The sequence below is a fragment of the Algoriphagus sp. Y33 genome, from assembly GCF_014838715.1.
GTDB lineage: Bacteria > Bacteroidota > Bacteroidia > Cytophagales > Cyclobacteriaceae > Algoriphagus.
Map to the genome: position 1 here is coordinate 4,681,061 of NZ_CP061947.1, position 24,540 is coordinate 4,705,600.

The following is a 24,540-nucleotide window of genomic DNA, read 5'->3' on the forward strand; positions in this document are numbered from 1 at the left end:
TTTAGAAAAAGAACCCGGTCTTATTGCTGAGACAGGGGTTTTTATCACGTTGAACCAGTCACTTTTCTAAAATTTTTAAAAATGTTTTACGCCTTAAAATTTACAAATCAACGAAGTTATTGTTTTTCAGTCTTTTTAAAAAAAACTCTATTTTATAAGTTTTCCAAAATAGAAATCGATTTCCATTATCATTATGGTAGAAAATCGGTGTTTTTATTATTCTATTCCTAAATTTTACATTATTCCGTTAAATCATTTTTTTCGATATTCAATCCGGCTAAATGTTAAGAATTGCAAAATTAAAATTAATGCCTGACTTTAGCCTCGAAATAGAAGCAATAGAGTTCATGCCTATTTCAACCTAATCAAACAATCAAACCCTATGAGAAACTATTTACTGAAACAAAAGACGTTTCTGCTTGCCTTGGCACTAATTTTCTGCGCTACGCTTGTGGTAAATGGCCAAAGCAGAACCGTCACCGGTACAGTCATGGATCCAGCCTTTGGAGAACCTGTCCCAGGAGCAACTGTAATAGTCAAAGGCACTACCCGTGGTACTGCGACAGACTTAGATGGAAAATTCACTTTAGATCTTCAAGCGGGAGACCAAATACTGGTCATTTCATTTGTAGGTTATTTACCCCAAGAAGTCGAGATCGGAAATCAAACCGACTTCACCATAAATCTGGAAGAGGATATCCAGAGCTTGGAAGAAGCAGTGGTGATTGGTTATGGTACTCAGGACAAAAAGGAAATCACATCTGCAGTAGTAGCTGTCAAACCGGAGGATTTCAATAAAGGTAATGTGGTCAATCCTGCTCAGTTGCTTCAAGGCAAAGTAGCAGGACTCTCCATCACCCGTCCGGGAGGTAATCCAAACGGCGGTTTCGATATCAGATTAAGAGGTCTTTCAACCTTTGGGGCAAATTCCTCTCCCCTTATTGTTTTAGACGGAGTGATTGGAGCATCTTTAGAGAACGTTGATCCAAACGATATTGAGTCCATAGATGTGCTGAAAGACGGATCTGCTGCAGCTATTTATGGCGCTAGGGGCTCATCCGGTGTTATTTTGGTCACTACCAATAAAAAGAACAACCGGGAAGGCACAACCAATGTCTCAATCAACACCTACGGGACTATAAACCAAGCGACGAATCTGATTCCTATCCTTTCCCCAGAAGAATTTATTGAAAGAGGGGGGACAGATTACGGGAGCCGTACCGACTGGAGAGGTGAGATGCTCAGTGACTCCTTTTCTTCTTCGACAAGTGCCAGCGTTTCCGGAGGATTCAACAATACCAATTACCTCGCTTCTGTCAACTACCGTGATAACCAAGGGGTGATAAACGGAGTGGAAAATCAACGACTAAATGCAAGACTTAACATACGTCAGGGGGCATTGGACAATAGATTGCGATTCAATGTAAATCTTTCTTTGACTAATGAAGATCAAGCTAGAGTGAATAATGACGCATTTAGATATGCTACAATTTACAACCCTACTGCTCCTATTTTTGAAAATACAGAAGAAGCAGCCCAGTACGGCGGTTATTTCCAGCGCTCCATTACGGATTATTTCAATCCTATTGCACTTGTCAATCAACAAAAGTTTGTAAGCGAGATCAAATCATCACTTTTTTCTACTCTGGTAGAATATGATATCATGGATAGACTTACTCTTTCTGCCCAGTATTCTCAGGATACCAGAAACGAACTAATCGGAAATTTTTGGGCAAAACAAGATTTTGCGGTAGGATTTGGTGCGGGGGGGTCAGCTCAACGCATTACAAATGATAGAGTGAGGCAAATATTTGAAACAACGCTTCGCTATGAAATAGATTTTGCCAACAATCTGAATATGACACTTCTCGGTGGAGCAGGCCTCCAATCTATCAAAAACCAAGGTTTTGACGCTCGCTCCAGACAATACCTTTTCGATAGCGGATGGGACAATCTCGGGGGAGGAGCAATCCGTGTGGGAAACAATACGGAAATGTCTTCCTATGCCAATGAGGATCAATTGAATTCATTATTTGGAAGAGCTAATTTCAACTACAAAAATACCTATTTCTTCTCCGCGTCAGTAAGAGCAGAAACTTATTCCGGATTTGGTGAAAACAACCAAACAGGTGTTTTCCCTGCCTTTAGTTTGGGATCGGATTTTAACCAACTATTTAACATGGGAGCAATCAGTCAGTTTAAACCTAGGGTTTCATTTGGTGTGACTGGAAATTTACCTCCCTCACCTACTCTTGCTATAGGTGCCTTTTCCAATGGCAACAGAATCGACCTAGATGGAGATCCTCAAACAACCAATGACATATATGTTGGTATCGTTCAGAATTCCAATCCTAACAAATTTTTGAAATGGGAAACTAAGCAAGAATTAAACTTTGGTATTGATTATGGTATCTGGAACAATAAGGTCTCGGGTAGTGTAGATTACTATATCAGAAATATTTCCGATCTACTTTTCAATGTCAGAGTTAGCCCGGGGGCAAATCAATTTGATCCTGGGAGATCCAATACTGTTAGTACAACTTGGGTTAATCTTGCCGATCTTCGCTCAGCCGGTTTTGAATTTGCAGTAGGAGTAAATTCTGTAGACTTAGGTCAAATAAAATGGACTCCAAATTTAAATTTCACAATTTATGACAAAACTAAAATAGAGAGTTTCTCGGCAAGCGGACTAGGTTTTGATGAGCTCCGCTATGCCACGCCAGGTTCTCCAGGGCAGAATAGCAATCCGATTGTTTACAATAAAGTGGGTCAGACACTGGGAGATACTTATGGACCTATTTTGCAAGGATATACCGAAGACGGTGACTACATACTTTCTACAGAAAATCCGGATGAATTTGAGAAAGTGGGCAATGGGCTGCCTAAAGGTGAGTTTGGATTGGCCAACAACTTCTCCTATAAACAATGGGGATTCAGTTTCTTCTTTAGGGGAGTATGGGGACATACCCTTTATAATTCCTATAGAGGGTTCTATGAAAATGCAGATGGGGGATCGAACGCTTATAATTCTGTAATCACAGATAAGACCCCAACTAATCCATTGGTCACAGCTGCCCCCACTTATAACAGTTCCTACGTGGAAAATGCATCTTTCATCAGATTGGACAATTTAGAATTAAGTCACAACTTCAAAACTAACGCAAAGAATATTAGTTCTTTACGACTTTATTTTGCAGCTCAAAATTTATTCACCATTACAGGCTATACCGGAGTAGATCCAGAACCACGACTAACCGATGCGAATATAAATACAGGATCAAGGCTGAGTGAAACTGATCTCAGAGACGGCCTCACATCCGCTCTTTCCCCTGGTATTGAACGAATGAATACCTACTTTCAGGTAAGATCTTTCACTTTAGGGCTATCTCTTAATTTCAAATAATTAAAAATCACATAGCTATGTCTAAACATATAAAAAACACTTTCTTAGCGAGCCTAATTCTGCTCATGGGAGCTTGTTGGGAGCTGGATCAAGAAGTACTTGATGGAGTTACTCAAGAGCAAGTGAATAATAGTACGGATCCAAATTTAATTCCGGTTTTGAAAGCCTCCGCTTATTCTAGAATAATAGGGGGCTGGGGTGCAAGTGGCGGTATTTGGTCCTTGCATGAAGTCTCGTCAGATGAAATAGTAGTTCCAACACGTGGTCCTGATTGGCAAGATGGCAATGCATGGGTGCGTCTCCATCGACATACTTGGGAGCCTTCTGAGCCATCAATAAGCGGAACTTGGGATTATTGCTACACTGCTATAGGAGAGATCAACAATTTACTAGTACAATATCCGGATTTCCCTGAATTAAAAGCTGAACTCTCCATACTCAGGGGGTTAGTTTATCTATGGTTGATAGATGTTTATGGAAATGTTCCTATCAATACTGAAGATAATTTAAGCCCAAATCCTTCAAATAACTCCCGGCAAGAAGTATTTGACTTTATCGAAAAATCGGTCAAAGACAATATCGCCCTTTTAGTAAAAGAGGATCAAAAAACTGTGCTCAATTATTATTCAGCACAGGCGATTTTAGCAAAATTATACTTGAATGCAGAAGTGTATATAGGCACACCAATGTGGGCCGAAGCCGAAGCCGCAGCCGACGAGATCATATCAAGTGGAGTTTATTCGCTTACATCGAACTATTTTGCAAACTTTGCCACTAACAATGGAAGTTCGTCTGAAAACATCCTAACTCTACCTTATGATGAAAACAATGCAACGGGATTCAATCTTTCGATGATGACTTTGCATGCTTTGAATCAGCAGACATATGATCTACAAGAACAACCGTGGAATGGATATGCTTCTCTAGAAGAATTCTATAATACGTACGATGAGAATGATTTGAGAAAGGATAACTTCATAGTTGGTCCTCAATTTTCTTCCTCCGGAGCCAGATTGAACGATGCTTCTTTTGAACCTGAAGATCCGGATGGAGCTCCACTTACCTTTACAGCCAACATTTCTGAACTAACTCCAAAAGCTTTGAGACAAGAAGGAGCTAGAATCGGCAAGTTCGAATTTGCACCCGGTTCGAACAGCAACTTAAGCAACGATTACCCTATTTTCAGATATGCAGATATCTTGCTGGTAAGTGCAGAGGCAAAATTCAGACAGGGTAAGATCGCTGAAGCTACAGAAATCGTCAACCAGATCCGAGCTCGTGCGGAGATAGCACCATTTGTAAATATGACCCTTGAAAATATCTATGATGAAAGAGGTCGGGAAATGTTTGCTGAAGCCACTAGAAGAACTGACCAAATACGCTTTGGAAAATTCAATCAACCATGGTGGGAGAAAGCAGCCTCTGAGACTTATCGAAATATTTTCCCTATTCCGCAGGATCAGATTAACGCCAATTCTAATCTGACACAAAATCCAGGATATTAATAAAGTTTTGGAATGCATTGAAAAGGGAGTATACTTTAAAAGTATGCTTCCTTTTTTCATCTGTTTATAATTTGTTTTAAGAGGTCAGATGGAATCTCGCATTACAGATAATCATCCCTCTGTGTGTTCTCATAGGTCCGGGATCATTCCTGTCTGCGTCATGCAGGCTCGATTTCATAAAATTACATGACTCACAAATTTCACTTCGTGCTGTTTATATTTGTTTTGGCTTCTTGCGCTCAAGAAAAGCCCAAACAAAAGACACTTTTTCAGTTATTAAGTAGTGAAGAAACCGGGGTTGATTTTAGAAATGACCTATCGTACACAGAACATATAAATCCTTACACATTTCGGAATTTCTATAATGGAGGAGGTGTAGCTCTTGTGGACATTAATCAAGATGGGTTGATCGATATTTTTTTTGCAGGTAATCAGACCTCCAATAAGCTCTACCTCAATCAGGGAGGCATGAAATTCAAAGATATTACCGCTTCAGCCGGACTGGAAAGCACAGGTCTATGGTCCACAGGAGTAAGCATTGCGGATGTGAACGGCGACGGACTTCCCGATATCTATGTTTGTAAATCAGGGCCGCTAGGCGGAGAAAGAAGACACAATGAGCTATTCATAAACAAGGGCGATCTAACTTTCTCAGAACAATCCGTCACTTATGGACTTGATGAAATAGGATTGTCCCAACATGCAGTTTTCTTTGATTTTGACAAGGATGGAGACTTAGATCTGTACTTACTCAGCAATTCTCCAAGGTCGGTGGGGATTTACGATCTCAGGATGGGTCAGAGGGAGACTCGTGATCAAGAAGGCGGCAACAAACTTTTCAGAAATGATAGTGGCCGTTTTACAGACATCAGTGAAGAGGCAAATATATACGGAAGTAGCATCGGCTACGGACTGGGAATAACTGTGGCCGACCTCAATCAGGATACCTGGCCTGATTTGTATGTATCCAATGATTTCTTCGAGCGGGATTACCTCTACATCAATAATCAGAACGGCACTTTTTCCGAGGTTCTTCCGGCACTTATACCAGAGACGAGCCTAGGGTCTATGGGAGCTGACATTGCAGATCTGGACAATGATTTGCGTCCTGACATCTTTGTGACAGAAATGCTTCCGGCAACATTGGAACGGATCAAAACCAATACACCGCTAGAAGATTGGGACAAATATCAGGCAAATATAAATGCCGGATATCACCGTCAATTCACTAGAAATACGCTGCAAAGAAACCTTGGAGCTGATCCAGCCACCGGATTCCCGGCTTTCATTGAAGTAGGAAGACAAGCCGGTGTCGAAGCTACAGACTGGAGCTGGGGAGCTTTAATCTTTGACGCTGACAACGACGGATTCAAAGATATTTTCGTTGCAAATGGGATTGTAAAAGACTTGACAGATTTTGACTACGTGGATTACTATTCTCACAATCAAGATAAAATCGCAGGTAACAAACGTGACTCTACCTTGCTGATCAACATGATCGATCAATTCCCCTCTAATCCCCAGCAAAATTACCTTTTTAAAAATCTGGGAAATTGGCAGTTCACCAACATTGCCGATAAATCAGGGCTTTCTGCTTTAAGTTTCAGTACAGGATCGGCCTACGGTGATTTAGACAATGATGGTGATTTGGACTTGGTAGTAAACAATCTAAATGGCGAAGCATTTATTTATCAAAACAACACCAATGAACTTAGCCTCGGAAGCTATATCCAACTAGATCTTGGCCAGAACTTCGGAGCGCAGGTAACTTGCTACGTGGGCACTAATTCTTACTACCAAGAATACAAGCCAGTCAAGGGGTACATGTCTTCCGTGGATCCCCGATTACATTTTGGACTGGGTGATGCGACCGCAATTGATTCAATCCAAATCCGGTGGCCCAGTGGGCGTCAAAGCTTATTGAAAGAGGTAGCAGTTAACCAACTAATCACTCCTTCACCAGAAGAAAATAATGAAGTAATCACTCCTATTCCCCGAGGTGCTACTATTTTCACCCAAGCCAATCTACCTATTCCTTCCATACATAAAGAAAACCATTTCATTGATTTTGACAGGGAAAGACTTCGATTCTGGATGATTTCCAATGAAGGTCCAAAAGCCGAAAAGGCAGATGTCAATAATGATAATCTTGAAGATATTTTTATTCCAGGCCCTAAAGGCCAAGCATCCTCGCTAGTGATCCAATCTGCCCCTGGGATTTTCACCACTTCAAATCAAAACGTCTTTGATAAGGACTCCTTAGCAGAAGATATTCTGGGCCATTTCTTTGATGCCAACGGAAATGGGCTACAAGATCTCGTAGTAGGGTCGGGAGGAATTGAATTCGCAAACCTTTCTCCTTTTTATAGAGACCGTTTATACCTAAATAAAGGAAATGGCACTTTTGCCAAATCAGATCAGTTATTCTCCCCAAAACCTACTGCATTTATTATTTCCACTGATCTTGACGGCGATGGGGATGAAGATCTGATTATCGGATACCGCTCCGTCCCTTTCGCCTATGGAGTCCCAACAGGAATAGAAATCTGGCATAATGACGGAAAAGGAAACTTCATTAATGTATCTAATTCCTATAACAAAGAGTTCGGATCACTCGGCATGCTCACCGATGCCCAATGGACAGACCTCGACCAAGACGGCAATATGGAATTAATTCTCTGCGGAGAGTGGATGCCCATCCGGATTTTTTCGTTTATAAATGGCGATTTCCATGAAACAACATTGGCGTCCAATTTTCAAAAGACCAACGGACTTTGGAACACCCTTATCGTAGAAGATCTAACAGGAGATGGATTTCCTGATATTTTCGCCGGCAATCTTGGACTTAACACCCGCTTACACACCTCTCCTGAAAATCAGCTTCGATTAGTTGTCAACGATTTTGATCAAAACGGTTCTATTGAACAAATTCTAGTTTCTCATAAATCAGGAAGATCAATCCCTTGGACCATGAGAAATACGCTCTTGAAACAATTGCCTGGCCTTCGCAAGCAATTGTCAACTTATGCTTCTTATCGGAATACATCTCTAGAAGAGCTTTTCCCGGAGAATATTTTCTCAAAATCCATAACTTTAACCGTTGACAGACTAGAATCCATACTTTGGATTAATCAAGGAGATGGCACGTTTAAAGAAGCACATCTCCCACAGGAAGTTCAGTCCTCTCCGATTTACGCTATCGAAAAAGGACTCTCGCACCAAGGCAAAAAGCTAATCATAGTAGGAGGAAATCAAAGTAGAATCAAACCGGAGCTTGGAAGTCAACTGGGAAGCTATGGATGGGTCATGCAGCAAAATGCTGATGGGGAATGGATTGTTTTATTACCGGAAGAAAGCGGAATAAAAGTAGATGGAGAAATCCGGAGTATGCTTCAGCTAACAATAAATAAAAAAACACACGTAGCAATATTTAGATCGAATGACAAACCGATTATTTATGAAATCCGCTAGCGCACTTCTTCTTGCCTGCTTAATTTCTACTTTGCTTTCATGTAAAACGGAATATCAAAAGCTGGAAGAAGATGAACTATCCTCTGGAAAAGTGGAAAATGAGTTGTATCTGGGGCTAGAACTGGGGATGACAAAAAAACAATTTTATGAAACGTGCTGGGAGCTAAATCATAAAGGAATTCTAACTAATGGGCCGTCTGAACTTTCCGTAGAATATAGTCTAAAAATGCCTTCAGATAAACCCGCCAAGATGAGATTTTACCCAAAATTCCATGAGGATAAAATTTACCTTATGCCAATTGAGTTCTCCTATGACGGATGGGCTCCCTGGAATGAAAATCTTAATGCCGATAAACTTCTGGAGGATACAATTAACCTCTTTGAAGAATGGTATGGCAAAGGATTTATCGAAGTGTCAAATGAAGATCGTTCTCAAGTAGTTTTCGTAAAAATGGATGGAAACAGGAGAGTTCGGGTTTTCAAAAAACATTTATCAAGTGTAAGGGCAGAAATAGTTGATCTGCCTGTTCAGAAAATGACAGAATGAGATTTTTAATGAGAAGTATAATACAAGTCCTGGCCTTTGCCATGCTTTTGTCCTGTCACCATACCCAAGAGTCTACAAAGACAACTCTGTTCGAATCCTTGCGCCCGGAATCGTCCGGAGTCGACTTTATAAATGAACTTCCATTCGATGAGGAGTTTAACATCTTCACCTACCGGAATTTCTACAACGGCGGAGGTGTTGCCCTGGGAGATATAAACAACGACGGACTGTTGGATATATACCTCACATCCAACCTCGGAGAAAATAAATTATACCTGAACAAAGGAGACTTTCAGTTTGAAGATATAACAGATAAAGCAGGGGTAGCCGGTACCCGTGCTTGGAGTACAGGAGTGGCAATGGCAGATGTGAATGGTGATGGTTTCCTTGATATTTATGTGTGCAATTCAGGTGATATTTCCGGAGACAATAAGCAAAATGAACTCTTTATCAACCAAAGAGACGGCACCTTCAAAGAGCAAGCTAAAGCATACGGGCTTGCTGACCAAGGATTTTCCACCCATGCAGTTTTCTTTGATTACGATAAGGACGGCGACCTAGATGTCTACCTGCTGAACAACAGTTACCAAGCAATCGGTAGCTTCAACAAAATGCAAAATGAACGCCCAAAGCGGGATTCCGTGGGCGGAGACAAGCTTTTCAGAAATGATAATGGGAAATTTACAGATGTCAGCGAAGAAGCTGGGATCTACGGATCCATCATTGGATTTGGATTAGGGATTACCATTGGTGATGTGAATCAAGATTCCTGGCCTGATATTTTTATTTCCAACGATTTCTTTGAAAAAGACTATCTCTACATCAACAACCAAGACGGCACGTTTACAGAATCGTTGGAAAAATCCATGCGCTCTATATCCGCTGCTTCCATGGGAGCTGATATCGCTGATATCAACGGAGACGGATTGCTGGATATTTTTGTGACAGATATGCTTCCGGAGCCTCAGTCACGGCTGAAGCAAGTGACGACTTTCGAAAACTGGGACAAATTCAAGTTCAACAAGACCCACGGATACCATTATCAATTTTCCCGCAACATGCTCCATATCAATAATGGAGACGGTACCTTCAGCGAGATGGGAAGGCTAGCCAATGTGGAGGCAACAGACTGGAGCTGGGGAGCATTGATTTTTGACATGGACAATGACGGCAAACGCGATCTGTTCGTCGCCAATGGGATTTATCAGGACATTACTGACTTGGATTACCTGAACTTCATAGATAATGAAGAAACCAAAATCAAAATAATTTCGAAAGATGGCGTGGATTATAAGGCATTAGTTGACCCTATTCCCATCACTCCTATTTCAAATTATGCGTACCGAAACCTCGGAGATTTAAACTTTGAAAATGTCGCGGGTGACTGGGGGCTTGGAGAGCCTATTCATTCCAATGGAGCTGCCTATGGAGACCTGAATAATGACGGCACCTTAGACCTGGTGGTCAACAACGTCAATAAACCTGTCAGCATATTCAAAAACCGGGGGAGAGAACTTAATCCTGAATACCATTCCCTTCAAATTCAGCTGATCGGAAAAGGCAAAAACACGCAGGCTATAGGCGCGCAGGTCAAGATTTTTGCAGGAGACGAAGTTTTCTATACTGAACAAATGCCGAATCGGGGCTTTGAGTCCTCCGTGGATCCTAAGCTGACCATAGGTTTGGGGAAAATAAAGAAAATAGATCAAGTCAAAGTTCTCTGGCCCGATGGCAGTATCTCTGAAGTCGAAAATATTCCTGCTGATGAATTGCTGACGCTAAAATGGGAGGAAGCTAGGCTGATGGGCGAGAACGAAAGCTTTTTCGCTAAACCACAAGCTGCCTTATTCCACAATCGGGAAAAAGTAGAGATAGAATTCACCCATGAGGAAAACCCAATGGTGGATTTCGACAGAGATCGGCTGACATTCCATATGTACTCTACCGAAGGTCCTGCATTCGCCAAAGCGGATGTAAATGGTGACGGAATTGAAGACTTATATTTTGGCGGAGCCAAAGGCTTCTCAGCGAAACTTTTCCTAGGATCAAAATCAGGCAAATACCAACCATCCAATCAACCCGCATTTGACGCAGATGCTATCTCAGAGGATATAGACGCTGTATTCTTTGATGTAAATAGAAATGGACACGAGGATTTATTGGTCGTATCGGGAGGAAATGAATCCAGCCTAGGATCACCCGAGCTTACAGATAGACTGTATCTGAATGATGGCAAAGGCAATTTCGCCAAAAGCATACAAGCCGGCTTCAATTCTAACCGGGGTAGTAGCTCAGTAGTACAAGTGCTGGATCTGAATGAAGACGGAGCACCGGATTTGTTTATTGGAGGGCGACTGGTTCCTTTTGTGTATGGTGCTCCAGCGAGTAGCAGCATTTGGATCAATGACGGTCAGGGTAACTTCACAGATCAAACCGCCTCTTTTGCTCCGGAAATGAAAGAACTAGGCATGGTCACCGATGCCAAAGTGGTAGATTGGGACAATGACGGCAAAAAAGACCTTGTTCTTGTAGGCGAGTGGATGGCCCCTATTTTCTTTAGAAATACCGGTTCCAAACTTCAAAAAATCGAAATGCCGGAATTGCAAAATCTGAAAGGATGGTACAGAACTTTGGAAATAGCTGATTTGGATGGAAATGGATTGCCTGATTTGATTTTGGGAAATAATGGGCTGAACTCACGGTTTAAAGTATCTGAAAGTACTCCCGTAAGGATGTACTTAAACGATTTTGATCAGAACGGCTCTATTGAGCATATTTTCACCAGACAAGAAGGTGATGTACAAGTACCTTACACGTTGAAACATGAGCTGGAAAGGCAAATTCCTACTATAAAGAAGCGTTACATGCGGTACAGCAACTATAATAATCAAACGTTGACAGATATTTTCCCCAAAGAAATTCTGGATAAATCTATCATCAGCGAAATCAACAACCTAGAATCAGGGGTACTGATGAATGAAGGAAATGGGAAGTTCATCTGGAAACCATTTTCACGAATGGCTCAGCGATCCTATATTTTTGCCATCCACGTCGCTGATCTAAATAAAGACGGAATTCAAGACCTTATCCTCGGCGGAAATTTATTCAATGCGAAGCCTGAAGTAGGCAAATACGACGCTAGCTATGGAGATGTGCTTCTAGGTAAGGGAGATGGAACGTTTGAATTCTGGCCCAATGCGGAGCATGGCCTTCAGCTGGAAGGGGACATTAGAGCCTTCGCGACTCTTGGAGATGGCAAACTGTTAGTCGTAAAAAACAGTGCTGCCGCAGAAATCTGGAACTACTAAGATGAAGAAATTTTCTGTTGCATTTTTACTGGGGATAGGACTTGTTTCTTCGTGCAGGGAGAAAGAAGAAAAGCTCTTTGAATTAATGTCTTCAGAGGCGACAGGGGTTCAATTCGAAAACACACTTATCTCATCAGATACACTGAATATCCTAGAATATCTCTATTTCTACAATGGTGGTGGAGTCGCTGTGGGAGACATCAACAATGACGGCTTGGTGGATTTGTATTTCGCTGGAAACCAAACCTCCAACCGCCTTTACCTCAACAAGGGCAATTTCCAGTTTGAAGATATCACGGAATCCGCAGGAGTAAGCGGAGAAGGAGGCTGGTCCACCGGTGTCACCATGGCCGACGTGAATGGAGATGGATTATTGGATATTTACGTGTGTCAAGTAGCGAACTATAAAGGTATAACCGGAAAAAACCGTCTATACATCAATCTGGGAGAGGGGAAATTTGAAGATCAAGCGGCAGCTTATGGACTAGACTTCGTCGGATTTAGCACCCAGGCCGCCTTTCTGGATTATGATCAGGACGGAGATCTGGATATGTACCTATTGAATCACGCTATCAAATCTCCGGAAATTTTCGCTCCTGCAGATTCCAGAGTCAATTCGGATGCCTTGGGCGATAAATTGTTTAAAAATCTGCTTTCGGAAGGGAAAGTCGGATTTGAGGATGTCACCGAAGCTTCGGGGATTTACTCCAGCATTTTAGGATTCGGCCTTGGAGTAGGAGTAGCAGATATCAATGCGGATGGCTGGCCTGATATTTACATTTCCAATGACTTCACCGAGAATGACTACCTGTATATAAACGGGCAGGATGGTACATTCTTAGAATCTCTGGAAAGCCTGATTTCCAATACCAGTCGATATAGCATGGGAAATGATCTGGCCGATCTCACCGGTGACGGATTACCTGAGATCTTCACAACGGACATGCTTCCTATAGACCCTGAAATCTGGATGAAATCCGTAGGCGAAGACAAGCCTGAAGTCTATCAGATTAAAAAACAGTTTGGCTATGCCGACCAATACGTAAGAAATCACCTTCAGCTTAATCAGGAAAAAAACGGGTTCAGTGAGATTGCGCTATTTTCCGGAGTACATGCTTCAGACTGGAGTTGGTCCCCACTTATTTTTGACATGGACAATGACGGACTTCCTGATATCCATATTACCAATGGGATAGAAAAGCGTCCAAATGACCTCGATTTCATCCAATACAATCAAAGCAGTGCCCCAAACTTAGCACCGAAAGACTTGCAGGCAAAACAGATTGAAATGCTTCCTACAGTTAAGCTGCCTAATCTTAGTTTTCAAAATCTGGGCAACTTAAAATTCACTGATCAGGCTATTGCCTGGGGGCTTGACCGGCCGAGCTATTCCAATGGTTCTGCATACGCAGATCTGGACAATGACGGAGACTTAGACCTTGTCATAAACAACCTGAATCAGCCTGCATTTATCTATCAAAATCACTCGGAGAAATCAGGCAATTCCTTTCTACGAATCAACCTCAAAGCCGGTGGAAACAACACCTTCGGAATGGGAGCAAAAGTGGGAGTGTACTTTGAAGGAAAAAGTTTATTCCAGCACTATGCAGGTAGCAGAGGATTTATGTCCGGCATGTCATCCACGCTCGTTTTTGGGTTGGGGGACACTCAATCCATAGATTCTGTCTCTGTAAATTGGCCGGATGGAGCAGCAGAGATTTTTAGTAAAATTGCCGTTAATCAAACATCGAGCTTAACTCAAGGCGCAGGAAAAGCACTTATAAAAACAAAGCTACCTGAGAGCTCTTTTATCTATCCCGAAATCTCCTGGGAACATCAGGAGAAAACCACGCTAGACGAAACGAAACGGGAATACTTGATTCCAAAAAGCTTTGCAAGTATGGGGCCTGCATTGGCAGTAGGGGATGTAAATGGGGACGGTCTTGACGATATCTATGTGGGAGGTGCTCAGGATCAGACAGGAGCTTTATTTCTTCAGCTTCCTGGCGGGAAATTTGAAAAAAAGGAAAATGGCATCTTTATCCAGTTCTCCAAGGCAGAAGATGTGGTAGCCGCATTTGCGGACTTCAATGGAGACGGAAATCTTGACTTGTATGTGGGCAGCGGTGGCAATGAACACCCAAGCGGTGCTCTTTTTAACTTCGACCGTCTTTTCTTTGGGGATGGACAAGGTAATTTCCTATTCAGTCCCCCATCTCTTCCCAAGATAGGAGAAAACACCTCCACACTTGCTATTCACGATATAGATGAAGATGGAGATTTGGACATCTTTGTGGGAAGCTCAGTGGTGGGCGGTGATTATGGAGCAAGTCCAAAAAGTGTGTTACTAATAAATCAAGGCAATGGAATATTTCAAGATCGAACCAAAGAATGGTTTGGAACGGGCACTGATTTAGGAATGGTCAATTCGGCCATTTGGGCAGATATAGACAGCAATGGAAAAAGTGAATTGATCCTAACAGGAGACTGGCAGGGAATCCGGGTTTTTGAAAATAAAACAGGAAGATTGCTAGAAAAGAAAGTAATCTCTGGATTGGAATACTCATCCGGATGGATTCAAGATCTGGCAATCGCTGATGTCAATGGAGATGGTAAGCCGGATATTCTAACAGGGAACCTTGGACTAAACAGCAAATTAAAAGCAAGTCAGGAAAGGCCCGTCTGGCTTTACTATGGGGATTTCGATGAAAATGGGCAAGCAGATCCCATAATTTTTCATTACAAGGGAGATCACTTAGTTCCTTTTCCCTCGCGGGACGATTTGATCAAGCAAATCCCCAGTATCAAGAGAAAACATTCCTCTTATCAGAGCTATTCAGAAATAGCCAGCCCTGCTGACTTATTCGCTGAAGAAATTTTGGCAAAAACTTCCCGTCGCGCTGTCTACGAATTCCACTCAGGGGTTTATTTCCAGCAAGCGGATGGAAGCTTTGTCTTCGAGGCATTTCCTGATCAAGCGCAGTTCTCCCCTATTATGTCTGTTTATTGGGACGAGAAGGGCAAAACAATTTTACTTGGCGGAAATTTTTCAGGATTTCGGGTAGATCTAGGAACCAGTACCGCTTCGCCTTTCTCCGCATTTCAATGGCAAAATAATCGCTGGGTCAAGAAAGAATTACAACATACAATTTCATCCAAATCAGAAATACGGCAGATCAAATCTATTCTGGTGAATGGGAAACAGTTGGGCATAGGGGCGGGTAATTCCAGCCCGTTACAGTGGATCAAACTTGATTAAAAACCTTTGTTACTTACTTAATTTCCAATAGCTTTAAGATTCAAACAGAACGAATTGAAGTGAACTATATCCTAGTCCAATACGACTCTACACCAAAAGCATTAAAAATAACTCCCAAAATATGAGTACCGCCAAATTCCTGCTCTTTTCAGGGATCCTCCTGATTGCTGTCTCTTGCGCAAAACAAGTTGATTATTCCCAAGCCATCACAGATGGCCACTACATTAGCGAAGCCCAAGATAGAATCACAGAAGTAATCATTCATGACATATTCTCCCCTCCCGTGGCGACGAGAATCTATGCCTACGCATCACTAGCTGCCTACGAAGTAGCTGCTTCTGTAGATCCCACCTACGCTTCTCTTTTGGGACAATTGAATGGATCGGAGAAGGTGATCTTCACTCCTTCTGAAAAAGTATATCCCCCTTTAGCTTCACTTGCGGCCTATTATTATGTGGGCACAGGTCTGATCTTCTCTGAAGAAATGATGAATGAGCATAGAGATGCTACGTTCTCAGCCTTGAAAGAAAAAGGAATTCCGGACGAGGTGTTCGAAGCTTCAGTTGCTTTCGGCAAAGAAGTGGGAGATGTCATTAAAGCCTATTCCTCCAAAGACAACTATCATCAAAGCCGCTCATTCCCAAAATTCACCGTCACTGGCGAAGAGGGAACTTGGCAGCCTACTCCCCCTGCATACATGGAAGCCATAGAGCCCCATTGGAGCAAAATCCGGACTTTTGTGCTGGACTCAGCTTCCCAGTTCCGACCACTTCCACCTCCTGCATTCTCCACCGATCCCGAAAGCGAATTTTATAAAGTCGCTAAGGAAGTCTATGATATAGACCAAAATGCTACTCAGGAACAAAAAGAGACTGCGCTGTTCTGGGATTGCAATCCTTATAAAATGAATGTGAAAGGCCATGTAATGTTTGCCGAGAAGAAAATCACTCCTGGAGGACACTGGATGAGTATTGCGGCTATTGCCTCCAAAGCAGCAGAGAAAGATTGGAAGGGAACTGCAGAAGCTTTTGCCCTGACAGGGATCTCACTCAATGAAGCTTTCATTTCCTGCTGGGACGAAAAATACAGAAGTAATGTTATCAGGCCGGAGACCTATATCAATCAGCATATAGATGAGCAATGGGTACCACTCTTACAAACTCCCCCATTCCCTGAACATACAAGTGGTCATAGTGTAGCCTCAGCGGCCTCAGCTTATACGCTAGCTCGCCTTTTTGGTGATGAATTCCACATCGTGGACAGCTCAGAAGTAGCCTATGGCCTTCCTGTAAGAGAGTTCGATTCCTTTTCTCAAGCGGCTGAAGAAGCTGCTCTAAGTAGGTTTTATGGAGGAATACACTATCGCCCAGCTATAGAATATGGTATTACTGAAGGTCGGAATCTCGCGGAGTTCATCTGGACAAAGGTGGACACCAAATCCAAAAGTACAGCTAGCAACTAGCCTTAAAAGCATCCGTTACTACGGGTGCTTTTTTGTTTCCTAATTGTGAAATATTAATCAAGATTGAACTCATCACACCTCAAGTTGTTTTTATTCCAAGAGATATTCTGTACCTTCTCTTATCACCTTTTTGAATAGGATTTTTCCTTTTCTTGTTTTTAAACTAACCCTTATATGTCAAAAACTATTATCGTTTCCAACCGCCTCCCCATTAGTCTAAGACACCGAAATGGCCGGTTTGAATTCAAACCAAGTGCTGGAGGATTGGCCACTGGCCTAGGATCTATTTACAAAGAAGGAGAGAATATTTGGATTGGTTGGCCGGGAAATACCGTGGATGACCCCGAGCAGCGGGCAGAAATCATCCTCGAACTGCACGAGCTTAAAATGGCGCCTGTCTTCCTTTCAAAGGAAGATGTAGAGGAGTTTTATGAAGGATTCAGTAATGAGACGCTTTGGCCGGCATTTCACTATTTCACCCAATATATGGTCTATAACCCTGAACATTGGGAAGCATATGTGCGGGTAAATCAGAAATTTTGTGATGCCATCCTGAAAAAAGCAGGACCGGACGACACGATCTGGATTCATGATTATCAATTGCTTCTGCTTCCTCAAATGCTAAGGGAAGTACTTCCAAACGCTACCATTGCATTTTTCCAACATATCCCCTTCCCTTCATACGAAATCCTTCGGATGATTCCTTGGAGAAAGGAACTGCTGACAGGTGTATGTGGAGCAGATTTAATTGGATTTCATACCTATGACGATATGCGCCACTTCCTCAGTGCAGTGGGTAGAATCACAGGTCTCTCAAGTGAAAGTGGCTACATCCAAGCGGAAAATAGAATTATCAATGTGGATTCATTTCCTATGGGGATTGATTATCACAAGTTTGCGAAACAGGCAAAAAGTAAAAAAACGCTGCGTTTTGTAGAAGAATTTGGCAAGCAAGTGGAAGATCAAAAATTGCTCCTTACCATAGATCGTCTCGATTATTCCAAAGGAATCCCGCAACGCATCCAAGCATTTAATCAATTGCTGGAACAACATCCGGAACTTCACGGCAAGGTGTCCATGATTATGATTGTGGTGCCGAGTCGGGACAAAGTACAGTCCTACAAAGAACTTAAAGAAGAAATTGACCTGCTGGTCGGACGAATCAACAGTGAATACTCCACTCTCAACTGGGTGCCTGTACATTACTTCTACCGCAGCTTTCCATTCGAAGAACTCAGTGCATTCTATAATATGTCAGACATCGCACTAGTAACTCCATTACGCGACGGAATGAACTTGGTGTGCAAGGAATTTGTCGCCAGTAAAACTGACCAAACAGGTGTATTGATTCTCTCAGAAATGGCAGGTGCATCCAAAGAACTTCAGGATGCTATCCTTGTAAACCCTAATGATAGACAAGGTGTGGTCGATGCAATATACAACGCCCTTTCCATGCCTCAGACCGAGCAAATTGCGAGAATGTCTAGCATGCAGGAAAGTCTTAAAAAATATGACGTATTCCAGTGGGTGAAAGTATTTATGGATCGACTGGATCACGTGAAGCAAAAACAAGAAGAGCTGACTTCCAAGGATGTAGATGCCAAGGTGATGAATGAAATTCAAGCCAGTTTTAAAAAAGCCAAAAATGCCGTTTTGTTCTTAGACTACGACGGCACATTGACCGGCTTCACTGCCAATCCTCAAAATGCAGTTCCCGATGCAGAATTGAAGGAAATTATCTCAGACCTTAGTCCCAAAGCCCAGGTTGTGATTATCTCAGGCAGAGACAAGGATACACTGGGAAAATGGTTTGATGATCAGAATATCGATATGATCGCCGAACACGGCGTGTGGGTGAAAAGAAAAGAAGATCAGGCCGACTGGGAGCTATATGCAGAAGTCGAAGACAGCTGGAAAGATGATATCCGAAAAGTGATGGAATATTACGTCTTGCGAACTCCCGGAGCATTTATAGAAGAAAAACATCATTCATTGGTATGGCACTACAGGAAAGTAGAAAGCGGTCTTGGGGACCTCCGGATGCGTGAGCTTTTCAGTCATCTGAAATATATGGCAAGAGGGTATAATCTCCAGGTGCTGGAAGGAAATATGGTACTGGAAATCAAACGTCCTGACATCAACAAAGGGCGTGCTGCCACAGCGATGATGAAAGGAGTAGACTATGATTTTGTACTGGCAATCGGTGATGATTGGACTGATGAAGACACCTTCAAAGCCATGCCAAAGAATGCCTATTCAATCCGGGTTGGTTATGCATACACCCAAGCAAATTACAATATCAAATCATTCAGGCAAGTAAGGCAGTTACTCCAGAAGTTGACTAATTGATTTGAAAATTAGTTTAAAAATTCAGTGCAAGGGCGAAAAATCTTTCGCCCTTGCACATTTGCACCCTCCGTCGCAGCTGCGATTAAAAATCTAGAGATATTTTTTATACAGATTATCCAAAATTCGCTTATCAACCTCTGTCAATTCCGAGTCCACATCCCGCTGGATGAAGTGGAGTTTAAAAGATCGAATTGCAGCTTTGTAATCACTCACATCATACCCGATGATTCTAAGTGCCAGAATAGGATCTAGCACATTTTCCGGCAATAAATCAGTCGTCCCGATTGGAAGTAGCACATTGTCATGATGCGCTAATACCGGAAAAACTACCTCTTCATCATACCACATTCCAAAACCTTCTTCGGCCAGCTTTTTCCAAGGAAAGTAAGAGCTTGGATCAATCTTTCGTGAGGGAGCTATATCAGAATGACCGATAAAGTTAGCAGTGGGAATCCCGTATTTCCACTTTAGCCGCTTTAGTAATACCAAGAGACTTTCTATCTGTGCAGTAGTGAACGGCTCACTTCCGTTATTATCCAACTCGATACCAATAGATGATGAATTGAGATCGGTATCATTTCCCCAGCGTCCTTTTCCTGCATGCCAAGAGCGCAGATAATCATTTAACATCTGCACTATTTCACCATCTCTACCGACCACATAATGTGAACTCACCTGAGTTCTGCTAAGGGTGAAAGTAGCAAGCGTTTGAGCCAACGAATCCTGAGCCGTATGATGAATAATCACATAGTTTGGCTTGCGGATTCCGAAGTTGGCAGTCCCTACCCACTCATCGCTGATACTCAATGTGTCGTAATTAAGTTCAGCTTTGGTTTTAGGGATTTCTTGGATGAAAGCCGTGACTTCTTTTACAGCTTTTTTATGCGCTTTGTTGTTCTTTCGATAGATGTCTTTTGAGCATGAAGCAAAAGCTATGATCGTAAAAATCAATAAAACAGCAGAGGTGATTCTAGTGAAACCCATGGGGATAAATAGTTAACCAAGATTTGAAGCTACAACTATTGTACTAAACCCGATTATATAAATCCCCCACAGATCTACACAAATTCAAAACAAAGAATTTCACACAAATAAGACAGTCTCAAAATCCGCGGAAATCTGTGCGTTGTATCGGCGATAATCTGTGGGGAAATTTTAAATACACCGAATTGACTTACAAGAAATTAGGTCTGTCCAGTTTTTTCCCGATCCGGAAAGCAGCATTCATCAAGCCGACGTGAGAATAGGCTTGAGGAAAATTCCCCCATTGGCTCCCTGTCTTCTGATCTACATCTTCTGAGAAGAGCTGCAGGTGATTGCAATACTTCACCAGTGTCTCGAAGCCTTCTACCGCCTCGTCAAGCCTTCCCACGCATGCCAAAGCTTCTATATACCAGAATGCACAGATCAAGAAAGTGGTCTCAGGCACTCCAAAATCGTCCATATGCTTGTACCGATAGAATAAAAAGTCCTTTGCCAAAAGCTCATCCTCCAGTGCCTTGAGGTGATTATTGGCCCGCTCCAGATCATCCCCAAAATATCCCATAGTGATCAGCTGAAGTGTAGACGCATCCATGTAAGTAGATCCTATGGCCTGTGCATAGGCTTTTCTATCAGGTAGATAACATTCCTCGATTTTGGCGACGGCCATGTCTTTCAGTACAATCGCCTTCTGATATAAATTATCATCCTTCAATCTGATACCGATTTTTGCGGCAGCGCATGCTCCTGCCCAGTGAAATAAGAAGGTGTAGCAATGCTCTTGTGCAAGATTTCTAAATTCCCAAAGTCCGGCATCTTTCTCATTCATAGTTGCTTCGATCTTATCGAGCAAATTCATAATCATAGGTTTTGAACTGCTTCTCTCTTCTTCAGTGAAACGCTGATCAGAATAAAGAGGCAATAACGACACCAATACCTGACCATATAAGTCATTCTGAATATGTGTATATGCTTGATTCCCAAAACGAACAGGCTTATTATCCAAATAACCGGCAAGTTCGGAGATTTCTTCAGTCAATAGCGAATCACCGGTGATCGAATAAAGTGGCTGGTAACGCCCATCAGAACCGGTCTTTAAGTTGTGAATAAATTCAAAATACTTCTCCAGCTCCTCGAAGTGCCCCAGACTATTAAAACAGGTAAGCGTGTAATAGCTGTCACGGATCCAGCAATAGCGGTAATCCCAGTTCCGGGTAGATTCCGGTGACTCCGGTAAGCTTGTGGTAGAAGCGGCGATGATTGCACCGGTGTCCTCGTACTGGTGGATTTTGAGGATCAATGCAGATCGAAGTACGAGCTTCTGATGAAAATTGGAGATACTAGTAGACTTAACCCATTCCTGCCAGTAGCTTGTGGTGGCCTGAAGAAACCGCTCAGAAGTAGTTTCGATTGGAGCTTCTAGCGGTCTACCGTAGGTAAGCACCAAATAAACCGGCTTATTCAAAGAAAATGCCTTTCCATCCATAATATAGCTCAGTGGCGCGTTGGTGGACAATCTCAACTCTTGATCTGTATCCATAAACCGAATATGATTGCTCCCCATACTGGCTTTTAGCAATCTAGAACCACGTTCCGAGGAAGGCTGGCATTTGATGAGAATTTTGGGAGAACCCGAGACCGCTTCGATCTTTCTGATCAACATTAGAGGCTTATAGTATCGGTCAAAGTTCTTGAATCTGGGCGCAAAATCAGTGACCGAATAACTATCCTCGCCAGATACTACGGTAGTCTTTAGGACATTCGTGTTTTCGAGATAAACTTGGGAGGAAGTAAAATCATCAGCTTCAGGATGTATTGTGAACTCTCCACCTTTCTTCCTGTCAAGCATTCCCCCAAAAATAAAGTCAGAATCAAATCTTGGCAAGCACATCCAGCTTATATTGGTGTCCAGTTCCACATGGGCGATATAGGCACAGTTGCCTATCACCCCACTTCCATAGGTATGTTTTTTCATCTGTTTATAATTTGATTTTCAATGGTCATATGGAATCTCGCACGGTTTATAATCATCCCACTGTGTCTCGACTTCGACATGCTCGATTTCATCTGTTTATTTTTGTTTTTCAACGCTCACCCCGATTAGTCGGGACAGGCTATGGAATCTCGCATAGTTTACAATTGTCCTTGTGAGTATAGGACATGAAATGCTCGATATCATTAAAGTCAGTTTGAATTTGAAAAGTACGGGCTTTTTTGGGTCAAGTGTCAAGAAAAGAAAAAAGGGAACAGAATGCAAAAATCCTGCCCCCTAATGAAGTTTTGAAATGCAGTTAATAATCAAATCTCACTAGGTTGGATTCGCAATCCATGGTGACTCCATAGATAACTCTGTTCTCTTCCTCCACCACAAGGCAGAATAATGGGTAGTTCAGCTGATATTGATTCTGAATGTTAACGTTATAGTCAAATTCAAATTATCCGGGTCATTACGTTCCTGATAGGATTTGCCCTCTTGTCTTTTTCCCCAAACTAGCTCAATGGGCGAAGGCAAATCCTCTTCCGTTAAGTAAATAGTACTATCAGAAACTTTTTGCTCACAGGCGCAAAAAAAAGCATCGTAGGATTCGAAAAACACTAGCGTCAATGTGTGCCACTTCAGTCTTCTGTCATCGGTCTTCCATCCGTTGAAGCAAAGGAGATGCTACTATTAGTATCATTTCGGATCCCCATATTCAATAGATTACAACACTCACACATACAGCTTCTTATCCCGGATATAATCCGCCACTCCATCAGGAAGCAGGTATTTTACAGACTTGCCTTCGATAATGGATTTACGGATAAAAGTTGCCGAAATATCCAGCAATGGTGCATCGATCAACTTGATATTCGGATGTTCGAAAGCCTTCGCTTCACCAGGACGTGGATAGACGAAGATCTCATAATTGTCCAAGATGGTCTGATAGTTCTTCCAACGCTTAAGCTGGGTAAGATTGTCCGAACCCAAAAACAAACAAAACTGATGCTGTGGATACTGGTCGGTAAGATACGCAAGCGTATCTATGGTATAACTTGGTTTGGGCATAGAGAACTCCGCATCCGAAGCACGAAAATGAAAATTGTCTTCGATTGCCAGCTCCACCATTCGCAGTCTGTCAAACTCATGAATTAAAGACTGTCGTTTTTTTAGGGGATTTTGAGGGCTTACCACAAACCAAACCTGATCCAAATCTGTACGGTCATGTAGCGTGTCGGCAATAATCAGATGGCCAATATGGATGGGATTAAAGGAACCGAAGTAAAGACCGATTTTCAAAATGCTATCTGGATAAAAATTCGCTCACCAGATATTCAGCTTCCGCACTGGACTTCTCAAAATCGTCATTCACGACAGTAACGTCAAACTGCGGCTCAAATTTCGATTCGAACTGAGCTTTGAACAAACGTCGGGAAAGGGATTCTTCTGTCTCTGTACCACGGTCATTTAGCCGCTCAGCCAGCACATCGAGATTGGGTACCTTTACAAAAATCGCCAAAGCCTGCTCTCCAAAGTACTTTTTCAGAGCAAGTCCGCCCTTCACATCCACATCGAAAATCACTGCCTTGCCAGACTCCCAAATACGCTGAATTTCCTCTTTGAGCGTACCATAGAAATTGCCCGCATAGACCTCTTCCCACTCGATAAATGCGTCCTCGTCTATTTTTTTGATGAATTCCTCCTGAGAGAGAAAGTAGTAATCTTTGCCATGAACCTCATGTCGCCCACGCTTGTCACGTGTACAGGCAGAAATAGAAAATCCCAAATTTGGGATGGTTTGAATCAGATGCTTCACTAAAGAAGTCTTCCCCGATCCGGAAGGAGCAGAAAAAATAATTGCTTTACCTGTCGTCATGGCTATTTAATATCCTGAATCTTCTGGCGTATACAGTCAGCCAATTCAGTAGGCACAGCGTGTTTGGTGCATTTTGTTTTCAATACATCACGGATAGCTTGTTCCAAATGGTAATGTTCAAAGCATGGTTGGCACTTGGCTAACTTTTCTCTCAAGACTTCCTTGCCGGAATCTTTCAGGTCTCCGTCCAAAATACTTTCAAGCAGCTCGAAGCATTTGCTCTCGTCGCTGCATTGCCTCTTTCGCTCTCCAGATGGTTTATCATTCATTTCCATGGGTAATTATTCTTTAATAAGTATCAGCTTTGTTGCCACTTATTTATAAACTATATCATTCAGGCCACTTCGGTCATCGGTCATTCCCGCCTGTCGGGTAGGGGTCTTCGTTCCAAGAAAGCAAAG

Annotated in this window: 13 protein-coding genes; 8 read left to right on the plus strand and 5 right to left on the minus strand. The window is 42.4% G+C overall.

Annotated features, from left to right (window positions below; all coding sequences use genetic code 11):
- Positions 1–382 precede the first annotated feature (382 nt).
- The 8 genes from ID165_RS18990 to ID165_RS19025 all read left to right on the plus strand — a co-directional run bounded on the left by ID165_RS18990 (position 383) and on the right by ID165_RS19025 (position 19,304).
- The gene (locus ID165_RS18990; RefSeq protein ID WP_192346978.1) at positions 383–3,403 is read left to right on the plus strand and encodes a SusC/RagA family TonB-linked outer membrane protein; all 3,021 of its coding nucleotides are present in this window, start codon (positions 383–385) and stop codon (positions 3,401–3,403) included.
- 17 nt (positions 3,404–3,420) lie between these two features.
- A complete protein-coding gene (locus ID165_RS18995) occupies positions 3,421–4,908 on the plus strand; it encodes a RagB/SusD family nutrient uptake outer membrane protein (protein WP_225586831.1) in 1,488 nt (495 codons plus the stop codon).
- Positions 4,909–5,094: 186 nt separating this feature from the next.
- Entirely contained in the window at positions 5,095–8,379 is a 3,285-nt protein-coding gene (locus tag ID165_RS19000) for a VCBS repeat-containing protein (RefSeq protein WP_192346980.1), read from the plus strand.
- Positions 8,366–8,926, plus strand: a complete 561-nt coding sequence (locus tag ID165_RS19005) for a hypothetical protein (protein WP_192346982.1) — start codon at positions 8,366–8,368, stop codon at positions 8,924–8,926. Before ID165_RS19000 ends, ID165_RS19005 begins: the two co-directional genes overlap by 14 nt.
- Positions 8,927–8,934: 8 nt before the next feature.
- Positions 8,935–12,234: a VCBS repeat-containing protein gene (locus tag ID165_RS19010; protein ID WP_225586833.1), complete on the plus strand. Its 3,300-nt coding sequence runs from the start codon at positions 8,935–8,937 to the stop codon at positions 12,232–12,234.
- Position 12,235: 1 nt separating this feature from the next.
- On the plus strand, positions 12,236–15,493 hold the full coding sequence (locus tag ID165_RS19015) for a VCBS repeat-containing protein (RefSeq protein ID WP_192346986.1): 3,258 nt from the start codon (positions 12,236–12,238) through the stop codon (positions 15,491–15,493).
- Between the two features lie 121 nt (positions 15,494–15,614).
- A complete protein-coding gene (locus tag ID165_RS19020; RefSeq protein WP_192346988.1) occupies positions 15,615–16,955 on the plus strand; it encodes a vanadium-dependent haloperoxidase in 1,341 nt (446 codons plus the stop codon).
- 174 nt (positions 16,956–17,129) lie between these two features.
- Entirely contained in the window at positions 17,130–19,304 is a 2,175-nt protein-coding gene (locus ID165_RS19025; RefSeq protein ID WP_192346990.1) for a bifunctional alpha,alpha-trehalose-phosphate synthase (UDP-forming)/trehalose-phosphatase, read from the plus strand.
- A 90-nt stretch (positions 19,305–19,394) separates the two neighbouring features.
- On the opposite strand, the gene ID165_RS19030 is transcribed toward ID165_RS19025, so the two are convergent.
- The 5 genes from ID165_RS19030 to ID165_RS19050 form a co-directional block, all read right to left on the minus strand.
- Entirely contained in the window at positions 19,395–20,288 is an 894-nt protein-coding gene (locus ID165_RS19030; protein WP_192346992.1) for an N-acetylmuramoyl-L-alanine amidase, read from the minus strand.
- A gap of 190 nt (positions 20,289–20,478) precedes the next feature.
- Positions 20,479–22,260: a glycoside hydrolase family 15 protein gene (locus tag ID165_RS19035; RefSeq protein ID WP_192346995.1), complete on the minus strand. Its 1,782-nt coding sequence runs from the start codon at positions 22,258–22,260 to the stop codon at positions 20,479–20,481.
- Between the two features lie 735 nt (positions 22,261–22,995).
- Positions 22,996–23,562 (minus strand): nicotinate (nicotinamide) nucleotide adenylyltransferase, encoded by a 567-nt coding sequence (gene nadD / locus ID165_RS19040; RefSeq protein ID WP_192346997.1) that lies wholly within the window; start codon positions 23,560–23,562, stop codon positions 22,996–22,998.
- Between the two features lie 4 nt (positions 23,563–23,566).
- Complete coding sequence (gmk, locus tag ID165_RS19045; protein ID WP_192346999.1) at positions 23,567–24,139, minus strand: guanylate kinase; 573 nt, start codon at positions 24,137–24,139, stop codon at positions 23,567–23,569.
- A 2-nt stretch (positions 24,140–24,141) separates the two neighbouring features.
- Positions 24,142–24,414 (minus strand): anti-sigma factor, encoded by a 273-nt coding sequence (locus ID165_RS19050; RefSeq protein WP_192347001.1) that lies wholly within the window; start codon positions 24,412–24,414, stop codon positions 24,142–24,144.
- Between the last annotated feature and the right edge of the window lie 126 nt (positions 24,415–24,540).